Raw genomic sequence first — 19,873 nt, 5'->3', positions numbered from 1 at the left:
GGACTCGGCTGCATGGGCATGAGCTTCGCCTACGGCCCCACCGACGCCGACGAGGCCCGGGCGACCCTGGAGCGCGCCCTCGAACTGGGCGTCACCCTCTACGACACCGCCGACGCCTACGCCGCCGGTGAGAACGAGAAGTTCCTTTCCCCCTTCCTCAAGGCACACCGCGACGAGGTCGTCCTCGCCACCAAGTTCGCCCTGGCCGTCGACCCGGACGACCCGACCAAGCGGATCATCAACAACGACCCCGCCTACATCCGCGCCTGCGTCGACGCCAGCCTCCAGCGCCTCGGCGTGGACGTCATCGACCTCTACTACATGCACCGCCGCAACCCCCAGGTGCCGATCGAGGAAACCGTCGGCGTGATGGCCGAACTGGTCGCCGCGGGCAAGGTCAAGCACCTCGGCCTCAGCGAGGTCACCGGTGCGGAACTCCGCGCCGCCCACGCCGTCCATCCCATCGCCGCCCTCCAGTCGGAGTGGTCGCTCTTCAGCCGTGACATCGAGCAGGGCGTGGTCCCCGCCGCCGCCGAACTCGGCGTCGCCCTCGTCCCCTACTCCCCGCTAGGCCGCGGGTTCCTCACCGGCTCGTTCGTCAGCGCCGACAAGGAACTCGGCGAGGACGACTTCCGCCGCCAGCAGCCCCGCTTCACGGGCGACAACGCCGCTGCCAACGCGGCCCTCCTCGAACCCATCCGCACCGTCGCCGAAGCCCATGGCGCGAGCCTCGGCCAGGTCGCCCTCGCCTGGGTCCAACAGCAGGCCCAGGCCCACGGACTGGCCGTCGTCCCCATCCCCGGAACCCGCAAGCGCTCCCGCGTCGAGGAGAACACCGCGGCCACCCGCCTGGACCTCACCCCCTCCGAACTCGCCCTGCTCAACCCCATCGCCACCCAGGTCGCAGGCGACCGCTACGCCGACATGACCTTCACCTCAGCAGGCCGCGAGTAACAACGAACCCACCATCCCCCACCGCAATGCCGCCACGGCAACACCCCACCCGGCAGGGCACCTTGCACAGCAAGGGCCCACCGGGAGGAAGCTCATCGGCCGCATCGGCCGCATCGGCCGCAACGGCCGACCGGGAGGGGGCCTTTGGGCTGAGATGACCCACCAGGAGGGGGCTTCTCGTCTTCATCGGCCTGCCCGGAGGGAGCTTTCAGCTGCAAGGGCCCACGGGGGTGGGGCCCTTGAGCTGCAACGGCCCACGGGGGTGGGGTCCTTGAGCTGCAACGGCCCACCAGGGGAGGCTTCGTGCGCTGCAACAGCACGCCGGGGGCAGGGCTGCTTGCGCCGGGACGGCCCTCCGGGGTAGGGCTTCGTGCGCTGCAACGGCCCACCGGCGGCTTGCTGCGACGGACGGCAGCCCGGGCCGTGTGGGCCCCCTCCGGGCACGGCCTCGCAGTGTGATCCCCCTCCACGTATCCCTCGGGGCATGGCCCCGCAGCGTGACCCCCTCCACGTAGCCCTCCCAGCTCCCGGTCGGCCGGCCGCTATGCCAGCCCCAGGGCGAAGATCGCGAACCCGGTCGCCAGGACTCCGGCGAGTGCCCTTCGGACATGTGTGGCCCGCTTCCATGGGGCCTCGAAGCCGCGGGTGAAGCGGCCTATCAGCAGGAGGAGCATCCCGAAGACCGGAAGCCAGGCGACCCGGGCGGCTATCCAGCCCCAGGTGTCCGGACCCTCCGTCAGCCCTGGCACCGTGCCGCCGAGCAACGAACCGGGCACGGCGGTGGCGAGTAGCGCCGTCTGGTGCCAGCACAGGATCGTCATGGCCGCCAGGTTGATCACGACCACGGGTGCCCACAGAGCGGGCCTGCGCAACAACTTGCCGATGCGTTCCCGCAGCAGGATCGCCCCACCGCTCTGCGCGGCGGCCAGCGCCAGGACCAACAGCGACGGGGGATGGGAGTTCGTCCGGGCCTCACCCGGGACGCCGACCATCGACGCCGGATAGTGGAAGACCAGAAGCAGGGCCGCGAAGAGGGCTGTCCCACCGGCGAGCAGCAGCCACGCCCCGCGCCTGCCCAGCTTCTTCTCGCCCCAGCTGACGCCGAGTTGATAGGCAAACAGCCAGCCGGGCAGCAGATTCAGCAGGCTCAGCCAGGACGGCATGGCGTCCCCGAACGGGCCGTAGCGCAAGAAGTCGACGACGGCGACCGATCCGAGCAGTGGCGCCGCGGCCCAGGCACCGAGCCGCTCGGCCGCCTTGATGCACCAGGGGGTGAGCGCGGTGATCACCGCATAGATCCCGACGAACCACAGTGGCTGTATCACCAGCGTGGACCCCGTGCGCAGAGTCGTGGCCGGCACTCCCATCGCGTACAGGACCGGGATCAGCGCGGCCCAGACGGCCGTCACGCCGAGAACCGGACGGCCGAGACGCGCCACTCGCCCGCGAAGCCAGCGCTTCGTCGACTTACCACGCGCCGCCGCCCGGCGATACGACAGGGCGGAGGCATAGCCGCCCACCAGGAAGAAGATGCCGAGCATCTGCAGCACCCAGCTGAGCGGCGCGAAGAATCCGAATGACGCCAGAGGGCTGGCATTGTGCAGCGCGCCGCCCGCGTCGAGCCTGAATCCGCCGAGCAGCCAGTGCCCGGTTGGTACGGCGAGCAGGGCGAGCGCACGGAGGCCGTCTACGGCCCGGTCGCGATGTGCGGGCGTCTTGGCGTCGATCGCCGACGCGGTTTTGCGCAGGGTGGTCAGTGGAGTGAGGAGGCTCATGGACGCTCTCCGATGGGACGGGTGTCGGCGGCAGCCGCGCTTCCGGGGGTGCCGTCGTCCGGGGTGCCGGGGGCAGTGGCCTGCGCGATGGCGGCGAAGGCCTGGAGGGAGTCCGTCCCCGGGGCGAAGTAGCCGGTGTGGCCCTCGGCTCGTTCCGCGGGAACACGTCGGGCGCCGAAGCCTGGATCGGCCGGGTCCTCGCCATGGCCGAGGCCGAACAGCTCGACGTTCGGCACGTCACCGATCCAGTCGCTGTCGTCCTTGGCCGCCCACACACGGGCGGAGGTGTGCAGATCGGCCACGTTGTCCGCACGCATGCCGGGAGAGCCGAGCACCACCAGGTCGGAGGCCGGAAGGCGTGGGGCCGCCAGACCGCACACCACCGAGCCGTAGCTGTGGCAGAACACGGCGGGGCGTGGGGCACCGGACGCCGTCAGGCCCTGCACGAACCGTGCGAGCCGTGGTGCCCCGGCCTCCGCGAGCCGTCCCGTCGCGGCATCAGGGCCGAGACCGACCGGAGTCGTGTAGCCGACCCAGGCCACCACGGCCGTATCATCGCCCGCCCTGGCGCGCAGGGAGCGTGCCATTCCGGCCGGTGTGCCGTACTCGTCCGTCGAGCGGTCGAAGGTGCTCAGGTCTATGTCGGAGCCAGGAACGACAACGGATACATGTTGCGCACTCGCCAAGTTTCCGTACACCTCGGCCACTTGGCCTCTGCCACGCGGATCGAACGCGAGTATCTGCCGGCCGGGGCCCAGGAGCTCTTCGTAACGCGCGACGAGGGACCGGGCTCGCTCGTGGTCCTGCAGGGTGAGATCCGGATCGCTCTCCCGAGCCTGTTCGCGAGCGCGCTCAGCCTTGAGGGAAAGGGAGTTGGCCTCGAAACGCAGGGCAGCCGGGACGCCGTCCAGGTTGCCGACGACCGAGGGATGCCGTGCGGTCAGCCTGTGCTGCCGCGCCTCGCTCAACGAGTCGAAGAACGCGGCGACTCGGGCGGGGGCCGTGGTTGCCGGATCCGGCAGCCGAACCCCCCACGTATGGTCCGCGCGCCACGCCTGCGTACCCGGCGGTGGCCCTGTGATCGGCTGCTGCTCATTGCCGACCGCCCAGCCGGCCGTGCCGGCCACGATCGTCGTCGTGAGCGCCGCGGCGATCAGCGTCCGCTTGCTGCGTGTCCTCCAGCTCCCGCGTGTTCCGCGGGCCTTCCAAGAACGAAGGCGCATGGCCCGTCTCCCTCCCCATCTCGTGGCACGCTCTGGCGTGACGAGGGAAAAATAGGGAGACGGTGCCCCGCGGCACCTCACACTGGGGAGCCAACTCGCAGGCCATACCGGGGTATGGCGAGCTCATACCGCAGTATGAGGCGGAGGGCTCTACTGCTCTCCGGGTGTGATCAGTCCTGACTCATAGGCGAAGATCACGGCCTGTGCGCGGTCCCGCAGGTCCAACTTCGACAGCACCTTGCCGATATGGGTCTTCACGGTCTGCTCGGCGAGGACCAGGCGCTCGGCGATCTCCTGATTGGACAGGCCGCGCGCGATCAGGGCCAGTACCTCGGTCTCACGTGGCGTCAGACCGTTCAGCCGCAGCGCCTGGTCATTGCGTGGCCGTTGCTTGGCGAAGTCCGTGATCAGACGGCGGGTCACGGACGGAGCGAGCAGTGCGTCGCCGGCTGCCACTACGCGTACCGCCGAGATCAGATCGGCGGTCGGGGCGTCCTTGAGGAGGAAGCCCGAGGCTCCGGCGCGCAGCGCCTCGTACACATAGTCGTCCGCGTCGAAGGTGGTGAGCATCAGCACCTTCGGCACGTGAACCACTCCGGGTGGCGGGTCCAACAGGGCGCGGGTCGCGGTGAGTCCGTCCATCTCGGGCATCCGGACATCCATCAGGACGACATCGGGATGGGTGGTGCGGCTGACTTCGATGGCTACCTTGCCGTTCGGTGCCTCGCCCACGACGTCGATGTCGCTCTGGGCCGCGAGGAGTGCGGCGAAGCCGGACCGCACCATGTTCTGGTCATCGACGATGATCACGCGGATGGTCATGCGGTGCCGGAGTCCTTTTTGAGAAGAGGGAGTTGGGCGGCCACACGGAAACCGCCGTCGGGCAGCGGCCCGGCGTCGACCGTACCGCCGACCAACCGTACGCGTTCGCGCATGCCGACAAGGCCGTGCCCTGTGCCGCTGTGCTCCAAAGAGTCGGGTGTTCGGGTGGGCGGTCCGTTGACCACGAGGAGCAGCAGATGCTCCTCGTCCAGGGTCACGGTGATGGTGGTGCGCGCTCCCGGCGCGTGCCGCATCACGTTCGACAAGGCTTCCTGGACGATGCGATAGGCGGACAGGTCAACGGCCGGTGTGACGTCGGCCAGCTGTGTGAGCACGGCCAGTTCGGGACGTGACAGATCGATCGGTATGCCGGCGCGCACCGTCGCCTCCACCAGATGCGGCAGTCTGCTGAGCCCCGGCTGCGGGGTCCGCTCGCCCGGTGTGCCCTCGCTGCGCAGCACAGCGAGCAGTCGCCGCATCTCGGTGAGGGATTCACGGGCGCTGGCCGCGATGCTTCCGAACTCCTCGCGTGCCGCGTCCGGAAGGCCGTTGAGGCGGTAGGGCGCGGAGTCGGCCTGCACGGTGATCACCGACATGTGGTGAGCGACGACATCGTGCAACTCCCGGGCGATGCGTGCCCGTTCCTCGAGGAGGGTGCGCTGTGAGCGCTCGGCCTCGCTGATGGTCTCCTGCTCGATGAGTCTGCGCTGTGCGTCGCCCCGCTCGCGCAGCAGTGCGCCGAGCAGCAGCGTGACGCCGCTCAGCACGATCAGCAGCACGCTGCTGTCCTGGCGGCCGTCGTCGCGGAACGCACTGAGGACGAGGCTCGCGACGACGGTGACCAGCCAGATCCTGAGAAGGGTGCGACGGCTCTCGCGCAGGGACAGGAAGAGGCACACGATCACGTAACCCACGATGATCATGGCTGTCCAGGGAGCGGGGCGGTGGTCGCCCATGGACAGCGTCACGATCGCCCCGATGACATCCGCGACGATGATGATGCACCAGGCGGCCAACGGGCGGGTGATCGCCAGCAGCAGCGGTGCGGCCTGCGCGACGCCCAAGGCGCCCGCCAACCCGCCGCTCACCCCATAGTCGTTGGCCAGCACCTGGGTCGTGACAGGGATGAGTACCACCACGAAGCCAAGCGCGGTGATCAGGGGAAGCATGCGCACCCAGCGCTTGGTCGCCCGTGCCAGGGGTGGCTCCGCCCGCCCGGCGGGTGTCGAGAGGAAAGCCCACGCCTTGCCGAGTCCTTCGCGGACACCCGCGGTCACACGCTGAAGGGTGACCCGGCGTCCGTCCGGCTCGGAGGCCGGTGGGCGGGGATCCTGGTCCGGTGGTGTCGCTGCGCTGCTCATGGCCTGATCAGCGTAGGCGTGAAGCATGCCCGGCGGCGTCGTACCGCGGAGCTGACCTGCACCTCATACCCGGGTATGAAATGGGCTTTCCCTGATACTCAGGTATGACCCGTGAGCCCATGGCTCCGCCGGGTCACACCTGTCACAGCTCCGCGAGCAGCTCGGCCTTCTTCGTGGTGAATTCCTCGTCCGTGAGCAGACCGGACTGGTGCAGCTCGCCGAGGTGCCGGATGCGCTCCGCGATGTCCGCCGGGTCGCGGCGGGCCACCGGGGCGTCGGTGGGGACCGTGCCGGGCGTCAGGGCCGGTCCCGATGACCGGACCGCGGCGAGCACAGAAGCGGCGAACGGCAGCGACTCGTGCACCGGCCCGTACCCGAGGCCGAAGACGACGGCCGCGGGATCCTGGTCCGCCTGCGCGGGCTGGGCGAGCGGGGTCTCACGCCGCAGCAGCCGCAGGTGGCCCTCGAAGACCTCGGGGGAGCGCCACTCGACCCCGCTCAGGTCCGTGACCAGGAAGCTCTGGTCGCCGGCCTTCCACTTCGCGGACGAAGCGCCGGTCCAGAACCACCGGAAGGCCACCGACTTACCGTCGAAGGACGCCTTCCCGTCGTACGCCTTGAACTGCAGCGGAGTCTCCGGCGCGGCCACCAGGTAGCGGTCCGGGGGACCGCTGTCGCCGTCTGTGAGCTGGGCCCGCAGCTCGTCCGCGTAGTACTCGGCGAGCGTCTCCCGCTCGGCAGGCAGCACGAGTCGATACGGGTCGCAGCCATCCTTGAGCTGCCCCGCGGCCGCCTCCATCAGCGGATCGGCGCCCGGTCTCGGCACGGCGTGCAGGACGACCGTGCCTCGCTTGCCAGGAGTAAGTGTCACCGCCGCGATCGCCTCGTGGGGGATGCGGCGTTCGCCGAGCGCCTGAAGCAGCTTCGGCGTCCGGATCCCCCGTTCGAAGCGGATGAGCACGGAGTCGGACTCGAACTCCCAGGCGGCATGAAATCCGGCCAGTACATCACCCATGCGGCTCATCGTAGGCGGCACGCGCGCCTCCGTCCCTCCTGCGGCGTGCCGCTGTTTTGTCGATTTCTACGCGCGTCAGGCCACTGCGGCGCCGGAAAATTCCTTCCGGCACCCGTCATCCCCACTCGCACACCGCACGGAGCGGTACGAACCGGTGCCGATGTCGGCGAAGTTCCTGAGGCTCTCCGTACCCGGCTCGAAATAGCCGGTGTGGCCGATCGCGCCCCGTGCGGACAGCACGCGGGCGCCGAAGTCCCGAGAGACGGGATCGGCACCGTGACCGAGCCCGCCGACCTCCATGTTTGGCACATCCTGGATCCAGTCGTCGCCGTCCCTTGTGGCCCAGATCCGGGCACCCGTGCCCAGCTGTGCCGCCGTGTCCGCGCGCATACCGGGGCTGCCCGCGACCGCGATGTCGGAGACACGGGAGGGCAGCTGTCGCGCGGCGACCCCACACACCACCGAGCCGTAACTGTGGCAGTACAGCGCGACAGGTGCGTGCCCCGGCAGACCGCGAACCAGGGAGTTGAGCCGGATCGCCCCCTCATCCGCACGCATCGACGTGGCCGCGTCCACGCCGAGGCCGGCAGGCGCGGTGTAGTCGGCCCAGGCGATCACGGCGGTACGCGCGCGTGGGCTCGCCGTGTGCTCCGCGCCGTACAGAGCCTTGGCCATGCCGACAGGCGCCGAGTACTTGCGGTTCGTCCGCTCGAACGTCAGTACGTTTGTGTCCACTCCGGGCACCACGACCGACACCCGGGAAGCCCGGTCCAGGTCTCCGAAGACCTCGGCTATGCGACCCGTCCCCATGGGATCGAACGACAGGACCTGCCGACCCGGGTGCATCATCACGCCGAAGCGCTTCATTCTGCGCTCCGCCTCCTGCTGCCCGAGAGGGGAGAGCCGGTTGTCGTGCATGCGCCGTCGCTCGGTCTTGCGTGCCTGCTCCAGGGCGATGTGGTTCGCGCGATATCGCAGCTCTACGGGGGCACCGTTCATGTTGCCGACCGCAAGGGGATAGCGGGTGGCGAGCCGGGTGCGCTGTTGCGCGTTGAGCGACGCGAAGAAGTGGGCGAGCCTGCCGGCCGGGGCACCGGCGTCGGGCAGCGCCCGTCCGTTGATGTGCCCGTGCTCCCAGGCGGAGAGCGAGGCCGCGAGCGGCGATGCGGCGTCCTTGTGGTGGCGCACCGCGGTCCAGCCTGTGGTCGCCAGCATGACGAACACGACGGCGAGCGCGAGCAGTGCGCGCCAGGCGCTGAGTTGAGGGGAGGAGTCGAAGGAAGTCACTACGGAACACCCTAGGAGAATCGTGATGCCTACCGTGCACTGGGTGAGGCAGATCACGTTTCCTGTGGGGTAATTGAGGCATAGCGGGCGCACTCTGAGCGTATTCGTCACACTCTGTATGCGTTACGTGCGCGTAGTGCGCCGAGGTGTGCCGCTACTGACGGTGCATCAATGGTTCACTCAACGTGTTGATTTGTTCGATGGGTCGATCTTCAGCGCGACCCGACGCGGAGTGCACGCACCGTCACTCCGCGCGCCAGTCCTCGGCCAACGCGGGCCCCAGGTGGTCGAGATATGCCTCGGTGATCGCGCGGATCGACTCCACGCTCGAGTCCTCACCCGCGCCCCACAGTCGCCCGGTCACGCGCATCACTCCGCTGAAGGCGGCCACCACCACGCGCGGTCGGGGGTCCATTTCCAGGTCGAGCCCCTCACGCTCGGCGATCACCTTCGCGATCTCTTCCTCCATCTCGATGGAGCGGCGCAGGTGAGCGGCGAGCAAAGAAGGGGTGGACTCGATCATCTGGTAGGTCCGCATGTGGAGTTCGACCGGGACGACCTCCTCGATCGACCGGCCCATGGCGTCCCAGGCTCCGATGACGGCCCCGCGCAGGGCCGTGAACGGTGCTTCGTGGGCAGGGCGTTCGCGCAGCGTCTCCACGAACCGCTGCTCCACCATCTCCTGTACGGCGAAGGCGGTCTCCTGCTTGTTGGCGAAGTACCGGAAGAATGTGCGCTGGGAGACGTCGACGGCTTCGGCGATCTCGTCGACCGTCGTCTCCTCGAACCCCTTGGTCGTGAAGAGCTCGAGCGCCGCTCGCAGGAGCGCGTCACGGGTGCGCTGCTTCTTGCGCTCGCGCAGTCCGGGCCTCGAGGGTTCGACGGGGATCTCTCCCGAGGCCTCGGCCTGCGGTTTCGCGGGGTCCGCCGCTCGCTGCTCGGTCCTCACGCCATGGCCCTCTTTCCACCCGTTCTGACCGGCTCACCTTACCTGTGAGCTACGTGACAGTTACCGACTAGTGAAATGGTTTGTCAACTGTCAGTAGCTGACACTAGCCTCGAACGCATGACTAGTCAGATCACCGTCGACAAGGCGGACAAGGCGCCGGAGCCGTCGTCCGCTCCGGTCCCGGCCAAGGGGCTCCGCGGCCACCCTTGGCTGACGCTCTTCTCCGTCGCGATCGGCGTGATGATGGTCGCCCTGGACGGCACCATCGTGGCGATCGCCAACCCGGCCATCGCCAAGGACCTCGGCACCACGATGTCCGGCGTCCAGTGGATCACCAACGGCTACCTCCTGGCGCTCGCCGTCGCGCTGATCACCGCCGGAAAGCTCGGTGACCGCTTCGGCCACCGGCAGACGTTCCTGATAGGCGTGGCGGGCTTCGCCGTGGCCTCGGGCGCCATCGGGTTCTCCAGCAGCGTCGGCCTGGTCGTCGCCTTCCGGGTGCTCCAGGGCCTCTTCGGCGCCCTCCTGATGCCGGCCGCGCTCGGCCTGCTGCGCGCCACCTTCCCCGCCGAGAAGCTGAACATGGCGATCGGCATCTGGGGCATGGTCATCGGCGCCTCGACCGCGGGCGGCCCCATCGTCGGCGGCCTGCTCGTCGAGCACGTCAGCTGGCAGTCGGTGTTCTTCATCAACGTGCCGGTCGGCGTCATCGCCCTCGTTCTCGGCCTGGTGATCCTCAAGGACCACCGCGCGGAGAACGCGCCGAAGTCCTTCGACGTCCCCGGCATCGTTCTGCTGTCGGGCGGCATGTTCGCGCTGATCCTGGCCCTCATCAAGGGCTCGGAGTGGGGCTGGGGCGGACCCAGGACGCTGCTCTTCCTCGTGGGCGCGGTGGTTCTCTTCGCGCTCTTCGCCTTCTGGGAGACGAAGGTCAAGGAACCGCTCATCCCGCTGGGCATGTTCCGGTCCGTCCCGCTGTCCGCCGGCGTGGTCCTGATGGTGCTGATGGCCTTCGCCTTCATGGGCGGCCTGTTCTTCGTCACGTTCTACCTGCAGAACGTCCACGGCATGAGCCCGGTCGACAGCGGTCTGCACCTCCTGCCGCTGACCGCCATGATGATCGTGTCCTCGCCGATCGCCGGTGCGCTCATCACGAAGTTCGGCCCGCGCGTTCCGCTCGTCGGCGGCATGGTGGCCACCGCTGTCGCGATGTTCGGCATGTCCACGATGACGACGGACACCGCGACCCTGCCGATGTCGCTCTGGCTCGGCCTCCTCGGCCTCGGTCTCGCGCCCGTGATGGTGGGAGCCACCGAGGTCATCGTCGGCAACGCCCCGCTGGAGCTGTCCGGCGTGGCAGGCGGTCTCCAGCAGGCCGGCATGCAGGTAGGCGGCGCTCTCGGTACGGCGGTGCTCGGCGCGGTGATGGCCTCCCGGGTCGACAAGGACCTTCCCTCGAACTGGGCGGACGCCAAGCTTCCGCCCATGACGTCGGCCCAGCTCGACCAGGCCTCCGGCGCCATCGAGATGGGTGGAGCCCCGGTGCCGCCGAAGGCGCCGGAGCCGATCGCCGACGCGATCACCTCGGTCGCGCACGAGACGTTCGTGTCCGGCATGGGCCTGGCCTTCACCGTCGCCGGTGCCGTCGCGGTCGTCGCGGCCCTGGTCGCCACGTTGACCAAGCGAGGCGCCAACGCCGAAGCGGGAGCCGGAGTCGGACACATCTAGCCGGAGACGTTCCGGTCCCCGTCCGGAGACATTTCAGGACATCGGGTCGGCGCACGCCGAGCAAGCATCTGCCTGGCGCTCACGCATCAGGGAAAGCCCCTCAGGGTTCAACTGGGGGGCTTTCGCCTATCTGGGTGACGCACATCCGTACCCCTTCCGACGGAGCTAGCGAGTGGGTCACAGTTCTGGCAAGTGATCCAAACGACACGGGAGTTGAAGCAGATGCGTACGACCACGCCCACGACCTTCGCCGTCGCCGCACTCGCCACGGTGATCCTTGCCCCCGCACAGGCCGGTGCCGCGGCACCCGCCACACACGCCGATCTCGCGACACCCGCGAAATACGCCGGAGCCGCCGCGCCACCCACGCTCGCCGCCTGCGGGCCGGGGGAGCTCTGCCTATGGGGAAAGGTGAAGTTCAAAGGCGCCCGACGGACGTATGAGCTGTCCGAGATCGACATCGAGAGCTGTGTAGCGCTGCCGGAGGGGGGCAGCGCTCAAGCCCTCGCCAACCGCACGGGCCGGCCGGTCACCACGTATCAATCCGTGGAGTGCGCCGAGACCGGTGAGTTCGACACCTATCCAGGGGGTGGCACCTGGGTACCCGAATCGCCCTATCGCGTACGGGCGTTCAAGGTCTGGGAGAGCTGACCGGAGGCGCCTGAGGAGCATCCGCGTCCGGCGCCGGACGCGGAACCTCCCCCGATGCCGGGTGCGCAACGTCCACCGGCGCCGGCCGCTGAACGTCCACCGACGCCGACTGAGGCACCCCGGTCGACAGCGCCCTCACCTGTTCCCGCAGCGCTCGCACCTCCGTCGTCAGCGCCTCGATCGCCGCTGTCTGGCGCCGCTCCTCGACATCGTCCCGGTCGAAGCGCGCGATGAACCAGGCCGCGATATTGGCGGTGACCACACCCAGGAGCGCGATGCCCGACAGCATCAGGCCGACCGCGAGTACGCGGCCGAGCCCGGTCGTCGGCGCGTGATCGCCGTAGCCGACGGTGGTCATCGTGGTGAAGGACCACCACACCGCGTCGCCAAGAGTCTTGATATTGCCGTTCGGTGACTCCCGCTCCACCGAAAGGACGGCCAGCGAACCGAACATGAGGAGGCCCACGACAGCCCCGGCGACATACGTCGTCAGCTGAATCTGAGACGCCATCCGCGCCCGGCGCCCGACCAGCATCAGAGTCGAGACCAGCCGCAGCAACCGCAGCGGCTGCAACATCGGGAGGAGGACAGCACAGAGGTCCAGCCAGTGCGAGCGGACGAACTGCTTGCGGTGGTCGGTGAGGTAGAGACGTACGAGATAGTCGGCGGCGAACGAAGCCCAGACGATCCACTCCACCACCGTGCAACTGGTTCCGACGCCCTCGCTCGCGTCGGGCGCCACGATGGGCACGGCATAGGCGACGGCGAAGGCCACCGCGAGCACGAGGAGCGGGCCTTGGGTGCGTCGCTCCCAACGGAGCTGTGCCGGTGGGTGCTTTACGGGCGCTTCCATGCGCGCATCGTAGGAAACGCCGGAGGGCGGCGGGAGCCACCGCCCCACCGCCCTCCGGACGACCTACGTGCTATTGGCGCCGCGCATACCGCACGGCGACCGGCTGCCGCGCGGCGACCAGCGCCGCACGGCGGTTGCCACAAGGCCCAGGGACCAGGCCCAGGGACCAGGCCCTGGGCATCAGGGCCTAGGCGTCGCCCCCAGCGGCGCCCGGGTCGGCCGCCGTGACGTCCAGCAGCTGGTAGCGGTCGATGGCCTGCTTCAGTACGGAGCGGTCGAGCTTGCCCTCGCGGGCCAGCTCGGTGAGCACGCCGACCACGATCGACTGCGCGTCGATGTGGAAGAAGCGGCGAGCCGCACCGCGGGTATCCGCGAAGCCGAAGCCGTCGGCGCCTAGGGACTGGTACGTGCCGGGGACCCAGCGGGAGATCTGGTCGGGGACGCTCCGCATCCAGTCGGAGACGGCCACGAACGGGCCCTCGGCGCCGGACAGCTTCTGCGTCACGTACGGGGTGCGCTGCTCTTCCTCGGGGTGCAGGAAGTTGTGGCGCTCCACGTCGACCGCCTCGCGGCGCAGTTCGTTCCAGGAGGTCGCCGACCAGACGTCCGCCTTGACGTTCCACTCCGAAGCGAGGATCTGCTGGGCCTCGACCGCCCACGGCACCGCGACGCCGGAGGCGAGGATCTGCGCCGGGATGGCGCCCTGCTCGCCCGCCTTGTAGCGGTAGATGCCCTTGAGGATGCCCTCGACGTCCACATCGGCGGGCTCGGCCGGGTGCTGGACCGGCTCGTTGTAGACGGTGAGGTAGTAGAAGACGTCCTCGCTGTCGGGGCCGTACATCCGGCGCAGGCCGTCCTTGACGATGTGCGCGATCTCGTAACCGAAGGCGGGGTCGTAGGCGACGCAGCCCGGGTTGGTCGAGGCGAGCAGCTGCGAGTGGCCGTCCGCGTGCTGGAGGCCCTCGCCGGTCAGTGTCGTGCGGCCGGCGGTGGCGCCCAGGACGAAGCCACGGGCCAGCTGGTCGGCCATCTGCCAGAACTGGTCGCCGGTGCGCTGGAAACCGAACATCGAGTAGAAGACGTACACGGGGATCAGCGGTTCGCCGTGGGTGGCGTAGGCCGAGCCCGCGGCGATCAGCGAGGCCGTGCAGCCGGCTTCCGAGATGCCGTCGTGCAGCATCTGACCGGTCGGGGACTCCTTGTAGGCGAGGAGCAGCTCGCGGTCGACGGCCTCGTACTGCTGGCCGAGCGGGTTGTAGATCTTCGCGCTCGGGAAGAAGGCGTCCATGCCGAAGGTGCGGTACTCGTCAGGGGCGATCAGCACGAAGCGCTTGCCGATCTCCTTGTCCCGCATGAGGTCCTTCAGGATGCGGACGAACGCCATGGTGGTGGCGATCGACTGCTGACCCGAGCCCTTCTTCGCGGTCGCGTACGTCTTGTCCTCGGGGAGCTGGAGGGGCTTCGAGCGGACGACGCGGGTCGGGACGTAACCGCCGAGGCCCTGGCGGCGGTCGTGCATGTACTGGATCTCTTCCGAGTCGCGGCCCGGGTGGTAGTACGGCGGGGCGCCGCCCTCCAGCTCCTTGTCCGTGATCGGGATGTGCAGGCGGTCGCGGAAGCCCTTGAGGTCGTCGGCCGTCAGCTTCTTCATCTGGTGCGTGGCGTTGCGGCCCTCGAAGTTCGGGCCGAGCGTCCAGCCCTTGACCGTCTGCGCCAGGATGACGGTCGGCTGGCCCTTGTGGGCCTTGGCCGCCGCGTAGGCCGCGTAGACCTTCTTGTGGTCGTGACCGCCGCGGCCCAGGTGCAGGATCTGCTCGTCGGTCATGTTCTCGACCATGGCGCGCAGGCGGTGGTCGTCACCGAAGAAGTGTTCACGGATGTACGAGCCGGTCTCGGTCGCGTACGTCTGGAACTGGCCGTCGGGGGTGGTGTTGAGCCGGTTGACCAGGACGCCGTCGCGGTCCTGGGCGAGCAGCGGGTCCCAACTGCGGTCCCAGACCAGCTTGATGACGTTCCAGCCGGCGCCGCGGAACTGCGACTCGAGCTCCTGGATGATCTTGCCGTTGCCGCGCACCGGGCCGTCGAGGCGCTGGAGGTTGCAGTTGACGACGAAGGTCAGGTTGTCCAGGCCCTCGCGGGCGGCGATGGAGAGCTGGCCGAGCGACTCGGGCTCGTCCATCTCGCCGTCGCCGAGGTAGGCCCAGACGTGCGACTTGGAGGTGTCGGCGATGCCGCGCGCCTCCATGTAGCGGTTCATCCGCGCCTGGAAGATCGCACCGAGCGGGCCGAGGCCCATCGAGACGGTCGGGAACTCCCAGAAGTCCGGCATCAGACGCGGGTGCGGGTAGGACGAAAGCCCGTTCGGGGCCTTCGACTTCTCCTGGCGGAACGCGTCGAGCTGCTGCTCGGAGAGTCGGTCGAGGAGGAACGCGCGGGCGTAGATGCCGGGGGACGCGTGCCCCTGGAAGAAGATCTGGTCGCCGCCGTCGCCCTCGTCCTTGCCGCGGAAGAAGTGGTTGAAGCCCACGTCGTAGAGCGAGGCCGACGAGGCGAAGGTGGCGATGTGGCCGCCGACCCCGATGCCGGGGCGCTGGGCACGCGACACCATCACCGCGGCGTTCCAGCGGGTCGCGTTCAGGACCTTGCGTTCGATCTCCTCGTTGCCGGGGAAGAACGGCTCGTCCTTGGTGGCGATCGTGTTGACGTAGTCCGTGCTGCGCATCTCGGGCACGGCGACGCGCTTTTCGCGCGCGCGTTCGATGAGCCGGAGCATCAGGTAGCGGGCCCGCTCGCGGCCGCGTTCGTCGACCGCGGCATCGAGGGAGTCGAGCCACTCCTGGGTCTCTTCGGGATCGAAGTCCGGGACCTGACTCGGCAGGCCGCCAATGATGATCGGGTTGCGATCGGATCCGGAAGCCACGCTGTTCCTTCGCTGTTGGGGCTTTCGCCTGGGTTCTGCCTGGCTGTGAGACGTTCCCCATCGTGTACCGCGTAGGCGGAATCGTCATCTCTACTGAGAGGTAACCGAGGGGTCCGCCCGGCGGCCCTGGGGTAGGCTCGACCAAATCGCAACGATACGCCCATCCTGCCTAGCCGGTTCGTAAGGCCGTTCGGACCTCAGTTCCGAGCGGTGTCGTACGAGCGACGTGCGAGCGGAGAAGGATCTGGCAGGTGGGCCTTGAGTTGCGTCGACACGGCCGGGAACGTCACCGTTTCAGCGGTCTTGACGGCCGGGTACTTGCGCGATCCGGTCCGCCCGTGTGGACTACCGCCAATGTCCCGCGCACGCGCGTGGATGAAGGCATTCCCGAAAACATGATCAGGAGGCAAGCCGTGAGCGCGACCGCGGACCACGCGGAGGAGCGGACCAACCCTGCCGCGAGGCTGGGATTCCAGCCCGAGCAGGTGGTCCAGGAGATCGGCTACGACGACGATGTCGATCAGGAGCTCCGCGAGGCCATTGAAGGGGTGATCGGCAGCGAGCTCGTCGACGAGGACTACGACGACACTGCTGACGCCGTAGTGCTGTGGTTCCGCGAGGACGACGGCGACCTGACGGATGCGCTGGTGGACGCCACCCAGCTGATCGAAGAGGGTGGCGACCTCTGGCTGATGACGCCCAAGACAGGCCGTGACGGCTATGTCGAGCCGAGCGACATCAACGAAGCAGCCACGACGGCCGGCCTCGCTCAGACCAAGAGCATCAACGCGGGCAAGGACTGGACGGGCAGCCGTCTGGTCACGCCGAAGGCGGCAGCCAAGAAGCGGTGAAGCTGCCGCTCAGGCAGCAGGAAGTCGACTGAGCCAATCGCTGTGAGCCCCCACCGGTGCATGCCGGTGGGGGCTCACGCGTGTGCGCGGGCCGCAAGGAGCGGCAGGGGAGCGGCGAGGAAAGTGTCCGCCCTGCGGGGTGATCGGGCGAAACGCCCGTTGCGTAGGGTGGGCATCACCCGAACAGCCCCATCGAAGGGATGCGAACTCATGGCGCTCGCTGGAATCGCGACCGGCACCAAGGCCCCGGACTTCGAGCTGAAGGACAACCACGGCCGGACCGTGAAGCTGTCGGACTTCCGCGGCGAGAAGAACGTGGTGCTGCTCTTCTATCCGTTCGCGTTCACCGGTGTGTGCACGGGCGAGCTCTGTGCGCTGCGCGACGAACTGCCGAAGTTCGTGAACGACGACACCCAGCTGCTCGCGGTCTCGAACGACTCCATGCACACCCTGCGCGTCTTCGCCGAACAGGAGGGCCTGGAGTACCCGCTGCTCTCCGATTTCTGGCCGCACGGCGAGGCGTCGCGCGCGTATGGGGTCTTCGATGAGGACAAGGGCTGCGCGGTGCGTGGCACCTTCATCATCGACAAGGAGGGCGTGGTGCGCTGGACTGTCGTCAACGGCCTGCCGGACGCCCGCGACCTCAACGAGTACGTCAAGGCGCTCGGCACCCTGTGATTCCTCAGGGGTGACACCCTGTGATTCTTCAGGTGCAGAGCCTGTGGCGGCCGGGAACCGGTCACTAGGATCCACTCGTTGATCCGATGGCAAAGCACGACTGGGGCTCCCCGCCCCTGGACATCAATTGGGAGGACCTGTGGGAGTCAGCCTCAGCAAGGGCGGCAACGTATCGCTGAGCAAGGAGGCGCCCGGCCTGACCGCGGTTCTGGTCGGCCTGGGCTGGGATGTCCGTACCACCACCGGTACGGACTTCGACCTCGACGCGAGCGCCATTCTGACCAACGCCGAGGGCAAGGTCAGCAGCGACGGAAACTTCGTGTTCTTCAACAACCTGAAGAGCCCGGACGGCTCCGTCGAGCACACCGGTGACAACACCACCGGTGAGGGCGAGGGCGACGACGAGGCGATCAAGGTCGACCTGGCAGCCGTTCCGGCCGACGTGGACAAGATCGTTTTCCCGGTCTCGATCTACGACGCCGAGACCCGCCAGCAGTCGTTCGGCCAGGTCCGCAACGCGTTCATCCGCGTCGTGAACCAGGCGGGCGGCGCGGAGATCGCACGGTACGACCTCTCCGAGGACGCCTCGACGGAGACGGCGATGGTCTTCGGTGAGCTGTACCGCAACGGGGCGGAGTGGAAGTTCCGCGCCGTCGGCCAGGGCTATGCCTCGGGCCTGCGCGGCATCGCGCAGGACTTCGGCGTCAACGTCTGAGCCGAGTAACGCCCTCCGCCTTGTCGTCCGGCGCCGCACACCACGAGTGCGGCGCCGGACGTGCTCAAAACTCTTGCTCCCGGGCAGTGCTCCCGAACCATGGGGGACCGGGGAACTCTTGCTCTCGAACCACGGGGAGGACCACATCATGGGCGTCACGCTCGCCAAGGGAGGCAATGTCTCCCTCTCCAAGGCCGCACCGAACCTCACACAGGTCCTGGTCGGCCTCGGCTGGGACGCGCGCTCCACCACCGGAGCCCCCTTCGACCTCGATGCCAGTGCGCTGATGTGCAACTCGGGCCGGGTCATCGGCGATGAGTGGTTCGTCTTCTACAACAACCTCAAGAGCCCGGACGGCTCCGTCGAACACACCGGCGACAACCTCACGGGTGAGGGCGAGGGGGACGACGAGTCGCTCCTGATCGACCTCTCCAAGGTTCCCGCCAACTGCGACAAGATCGTCTTCCCTGTCTCGATCCATGACGCGGACAACCGCGGCCAGACATTCGGCCAGGTCAGCAACGCTTTCATCCGGGTGGTCAACCAAGCGGACCAGCAGGAGCTCGCTCGGTACGACCTCTCCGAGGACGCCTCCACGGAGACCGCGATGATCTTCGGTGAGGTGTACCGCTATGGCGGTGAGTGGAAGTTCCGTGCCGTTGGGCAGGGGTACGCGTCAGGACTGCGGGGCATCGCTCTAGACTTCGGGGTCAATGTTTCGTAAAGCCGGGGACCGGCGCGGGGGAGACCGCTAAACGGGAGCCCGTACACACACGATTGGGTAGCCAGTGCTTCTGAAAACCTTCGGCTGGTCGTTCGCGGTTACCGCGGTCGGCCTGGCCGCGGCGGTGTTCTACGGGGGGTGGACAGGTTTCGGGATCGTGGCGATCCTGTCGATCCTCGAGATCTCGCTGTCCTTCGACAACGCGGTGGTCAACGCCGGGATCTTGAAGAAGATGAGTGCCTTCTGGCAGAAGATCTTCCTCACCGTCGGTGTGCTGATCGCCGTCTTCGGCATGCGGCTCGTGTTCCCCGTCGCGATCGTGGCCATCAGCGCCAAGATCGGCCCGATCGAGGCTGTGCGTCTGGCGCTCGACGACAAGGACAAGTACCAGCAGCTGGTGACCGACGCTCACCCGTCGATCGCCGCGTTCGGTGGCATGTTCCTGTTGATGATCTTCCTTGACTTCATTTTCGAGGACCGTGACATCAAGTGGCTCGGCTGGCTTGAGCGCCCGCTGGCCAAGCTCGGCAAGGTCGACATGCTGTCGGTCTGCATCGCACTCGTCGTGCTCATGATCACCGCGATGACCTTCGCCACCCACGCCCACCAGCACGGTGGCGCGCATGTGGACAAGGCGCAGACCGTGCTCATCTCCGGGATCGCCGGACTCATCACGTATCTCGTGGTGGGCGGTCTCTCGGGCTTCTTCGAGAACAAACTCGAGGAAGAGGAGGAGCGCGAGCACGAGCAGGAGGAAGAGGCCAAGAAGAGCGGCAAGAAGGTTCCTGCCGTCGTCCTGGCCGGCAAGGCCGCCTTCTTCATGTTCCTGTACCTCGAGGTCCTGGACGCGTCGTTCTCCTTCGACGGCGTCATCGGTGCCTTCGCCGTCACGAACGACATCGTCCTGATGGCGCTCGGTCTGGGCATCGGCGCGATGTACGTCCGTTCGCTCACGGTCTACCTGGTCCGCCAGGGCACCCTCGACGACTACGTCTACCTCGAGCACGGCGCGCACTACGCGATCGGCGCCCTCGCCGTGATCCTGCTCGTCACGATCCAGTACGAGATCCACGAGGTGATCACCGGCTCCGCCGGCGTCATCCTGATCGCCTGGTCCTTCTTCTCCTCGGTCCGCCGCAACAAGAAACTGGCGGCAGCCGAGGGAAAGGGCTCGGGTTCGGACGAGAAGACTGAGGTCCCTTCCGGCGTCTGACCGTCTGACGTCCGCCCCAGGGGCTGACGTGATGTCCGGCCCAGGGGCTGACGTGACGTCCGGCCCAGGGTCGGACGCGTCCCCGGAGTGTGACGCGGGGAAGAGTGAGGAACGCTTCTGAACGGGGCGGCCATCGAGGACGAGTCCTCCTGGC

The 19,873-nt window shown here is 68.1% G+C and carries 17 protein-coding genes; 8 read left to right on the top strand and 9 right to left on the bottom strand.

Annotated features, from left to right (window positions below; translation table 11 throughout):
- Positions 1–12: 12 nt before the first annotated feature.
- Entirely contained in the window at positions 13–954 is a 942-nt protein-coding gene (locus AB0E78_RS03670; protein ID WP_361828524.1) for an aldo/keto reductase, read from the top strand.
- 542 nt (positions 955–1,496) lie between these two features.
- Here AB0E78_RS03670 and AB0E78_RS03665 read toward each other — a convergent pair.
- From AB0E78_RS03665 to AB0E78_RS03635, 7 genes are all read right to left on the bottom strand, one after another.
- Entirely contained in the window at positions 1,497–2,729 is a 1,233-nt protein-coding gene (locus AB0E78_RS03665; RefSeq protein WP_361827718.1) for an acyltransferase, read from the bottom strand.
- A complete protein-coding gene (locus AB0E78_RS03660; RefSeq protein ID WP_361827715.1) occupies positions 2,726–3,952 on the bottom strand; it encodes an alpha/beta hydrolase in 1,227 nt (408 codons plus the stop codon). The genes AB0E78_RS03665 and AB0E78_RS03660 overlap by 4 nt, the downstream gene beginning before the upstream one ends.
- A 150-nt stretch (positions 3,953–4,102) precedes the next feature.
- Positions 4,103–4,774, bottom strand: a complete 672-nt coding sequence (locus AB0E78_RS03655) for a response regulator transcription factor (RefSeq protein WP_361827713.1) — start codon at positions 4,772–4,774, stop codon at positions 4,103–4,105.
- Positions 4,771–6,135 carry a sensor histidine kinase gene (locus AB0E78_RS03650; RefSeq protein WP_361827710.1) on the bottom strand — a complete coding sequence of 455 codons (1,365 nt, stop codon included), beginning with the start codon at positions 6,133–6,135 and terminating at the stop codon, positions 4,771–4,773. The genes AB0E78_RS03655 and AB0E78_RS03650 overlap by 4 nt, the downstream gene beginning before the upstream one ends.
- Positions 6,136–6,277: 142 nt before the next feature.
- Positions 6,278–7,150: a DUF4429 domain-containing protein gene (locus AB0E78_RS03645; protein ID WP_361827708.1), complete on the bottom strand. Its 873-nt coding sequence runs from the start codon at positions 7,148–7,150 to the stop codon at positions 6,278–6,280.
- A gap of 75 nt (positions 7,151–7,225) precedes the next feature.
- Positions 7,226–8,437, bottom strand: a complete 1,212-nt coding sequence (locus tag AB0E78_RS03640) for an alpha/beta hydrolase (protein WP_361827706.1) — start codon at positions 8,435–8,437, stop codon at positions 7,226–7,228.
- 244 nt (positions 8,438–8,681) lie between these two features.
- Complete coding sequence (locus AB0E78_RS03635) at positions 8,682–9,326, bottom strand: TetR family transcriptional regulator (RefSeq protein WP_361828521.1); 645 nt, start codon at positions 9,324–9,326, stop codon at positions 8,682–8,684.
- A gap of 177 nt (positions 9,327–9,503) precedes the next feature.
- Between AB0E78_RS03635 and AB0E78_RS03630 the strand changes: the two genes are divergently transcribed.
- Both AB0E78_RS03630 and AB0E78_RS03625 read left to right on the top strand, forming a co-directional pair.
- Entirely contained in the window at positions 9,504–11,114 is a 1,611-nt protein-coding gene (locus tag AB0E78_RS03630) for an MFS transporter (RefSeq protein WP_361827703.1), read from the top strand.
- 222 nt (positions 11,115–11,336) lie between these two features.
- Positions 11,337–11,765 (top strand): peptidase inhibitor family I36 protein, encoded by a 429-nt coding sequence (locus tag AB0E78_RS03625; RefSeq protein WP_361828518.1) that lies wholly within the window; start codon positions 11,337–11,339, stop codon positions 11,763–11,765.
- Here AB0E78_RS03625 and AB0E78_RS03620 read toward each other — a convergent pair.
- Both AB0E78_RS03620 and aceE read right to left on the bottom strand, forming a co-directional pair.
- Complete coding sequence (locus AB0E78_RS03620; protein WP_361827700.1) at positions 11,746–12,618, bottom strand: potassium channel family protein; 873 nt, start codon at positions 12,616–12,618, stop codon at positions 11,746–11,748. The genes AB0E78_RS03625 and AB0E78_RS03620 overlap by 20 nt on opposite strands.
- 187 nt (positions 12,619–12,805) lie before the next feature.
- Positions 12,806–15,538 (bottom strand): pyruvate dehydrogenase (acetyl-transferring), homodimeric type, encoded by a 2,733-nt coding sequence (gene aceE / locus AB0E78_RS03615; protein ID WP_361827697.1) that lies wholly within the window; start codon positions 15,536–15,538, stop codon positions 12,806–12,808.
- Positions 15,539–15,951: 413 nt separating this feature from the next.
- Here aceE and AB0E78_RS03610 point away from each other — a divergent pair, with 413 nt between their 5' ends.
- The 5 genes from AB0E78_RS03610 (at position 15,952) to AB0E78_RS03590 (ending at position 19,719) form a co-directional block, all read left to right on the top strand.
- Positions 15,952–16,389, top strand: a complete 438-nt coding sequence (locus tag AB0E78_RS03610) for a DUF3052 domain-containing protein (RefSeq protein ID WP_361827694.1) — start codon at positions 15,952–15,954, stop codon at positions 16,387–16,389.
- A 210-nt stretch (positions 16,390–16,599) separates the two neighbouring features.
- Positions 16,600–17,067, top strand: a complete 468-nt coding sequence (locus AB0E78_RS03605; protein WP_361827691.1) for a peroxiredoxin — start codon at positions 16,600–16,602, stop codon at positions 17,065–17,067.
- Positions 17,068–17,206: 139 nt separating this feature from the next.
- Positions 17,207–17,782 (top strand): TerD family protein, encoded by a 576-nt coding sequence (locus AB0E78_RS03600; RefSeq protein WP_361827689.1) that lies wholly within the window; start codon positions 17,207–17,209, stop codon positions 17,780–17,782.
- A 148-nt stretch (positions 17,783–17,930) separates the two neighbouring features.
- A complete protein-coding gene (locus AB0E78_RS03595; protein ID WP_361827686.1) occupies positions 17,931–18,506 on the top strand; it encodes a TerD family protein in 576 nt (191 codons plus the stop codon).
- 64 nt (positions 18,507–18,570) lie between these two features.
- The gene (locus AB0E78_RS03590) at positions 18,571–19,719 is read left to right on the top strand and encodes a DUF475 domain-containing protein (RefSeq protein ID WP_361827683.1); all 1,149 of its coding nucleotides are present in this window, start codon (positions 18,571–18,573) and stop codon (positions 19,717–19,719) included.
- The last annotated feature ends 154 nt before the right edge of the window (positions 19,720–19,873 follow it).

The sequence above is a fragment of the Streptomyces sp. NPDC032198 genome, from assembly GCF_040636975.1.
In the GTDB taxonomy this organism is placed as follows: domain Bacteria; phylum Actinomycetota; class Actinomycetes; order Streptomycetales; family Streptomycetaceae; genus Streptomyces.
This window is presented reverse-complemented; position numbering and strand designations above follow the sequence as displayed.

Bases quoted from the DNA above. Each gene is read 5' to 3' on its own strand.
- AB0E78_RS03670 (WP_361828524.1), top strand. From the start codon at position 13: ATGGGCATGAGCTTCGCCTACGGCCCCACCGACGCCGACGAGGCCCGG.
- AB0E78_RS03665 (WP_361827718.1), bottom strand. From the start codon at position 2,729: ATGAGCCTCCTCACTCCACTGACCACCCTGCGCAAAACCGCGTCGGCG.
- AB0E78_RS03660 (WP_361827715.1), bottom strand. From the start codon at position 3,952: ATGCGCCTTCGTTCTTGGAAGGCCCGCGGAACACGCGGGAGCTGGAGG.
- AB0E78_RS03655 (WP_361827713.1), bottom strand. From the start codon at position 4,774: ATGACCATCCGCGTGATCATCGTCGATGACCAGAACATGGTGCGGTCC.
- AB0E78_RS03650 (WP_361827710.1), bottom strand. From the start codon at position 6,135: ATGAGCAGCGCAGCGACACCACCGGACCAGGATCCCCGCCCACCGGCC.
- AB0E78_RS03645 (WP_361827708.1), bottom strand. From the start codon at position 7,150: ATGGGTGATGTACTGGCCGGATTTCATGCCGCCTGGGAGTTCGAGTCC.
- AB0E78_RS03630 (WP_361827703.1), top strand. From the start codon at position 9,504: ATGACTAGTCAGATCACCGTCGACAAGGCGGACAAGGCGCCGGAGCCG.
- AB0E78_RS03625 (WP_361828518.1), top strand. From the start codon at position 11,337: ATGCGTACGACCACGCCCACGACCTTCGCCGTCGCCGCACTCGCCACG.
- AB0E78_RS03620 (WP_361827700.1), bottom strand. From the start codon at position 12,618: ATGGAAGCGCCCGTAAAGCACCCACCGGCACAGCTCCGTTGGGAGCGA.
- AB0E78_RS03605 (WP_361827691.1), top strand. From the start codon at position 16,600: ATGGCGCTCGCTGGAATCGCGACCGGCACCAAGGCCCCGGACTTCGAG.
- AB0E78_RS03595 (WP_361827686.1), top strand. From the start codon at position 17,931: ATGGGCGTCACGCTCGCCAAGGGAGGCAATGTCTCCCTCTCCAAGGCC.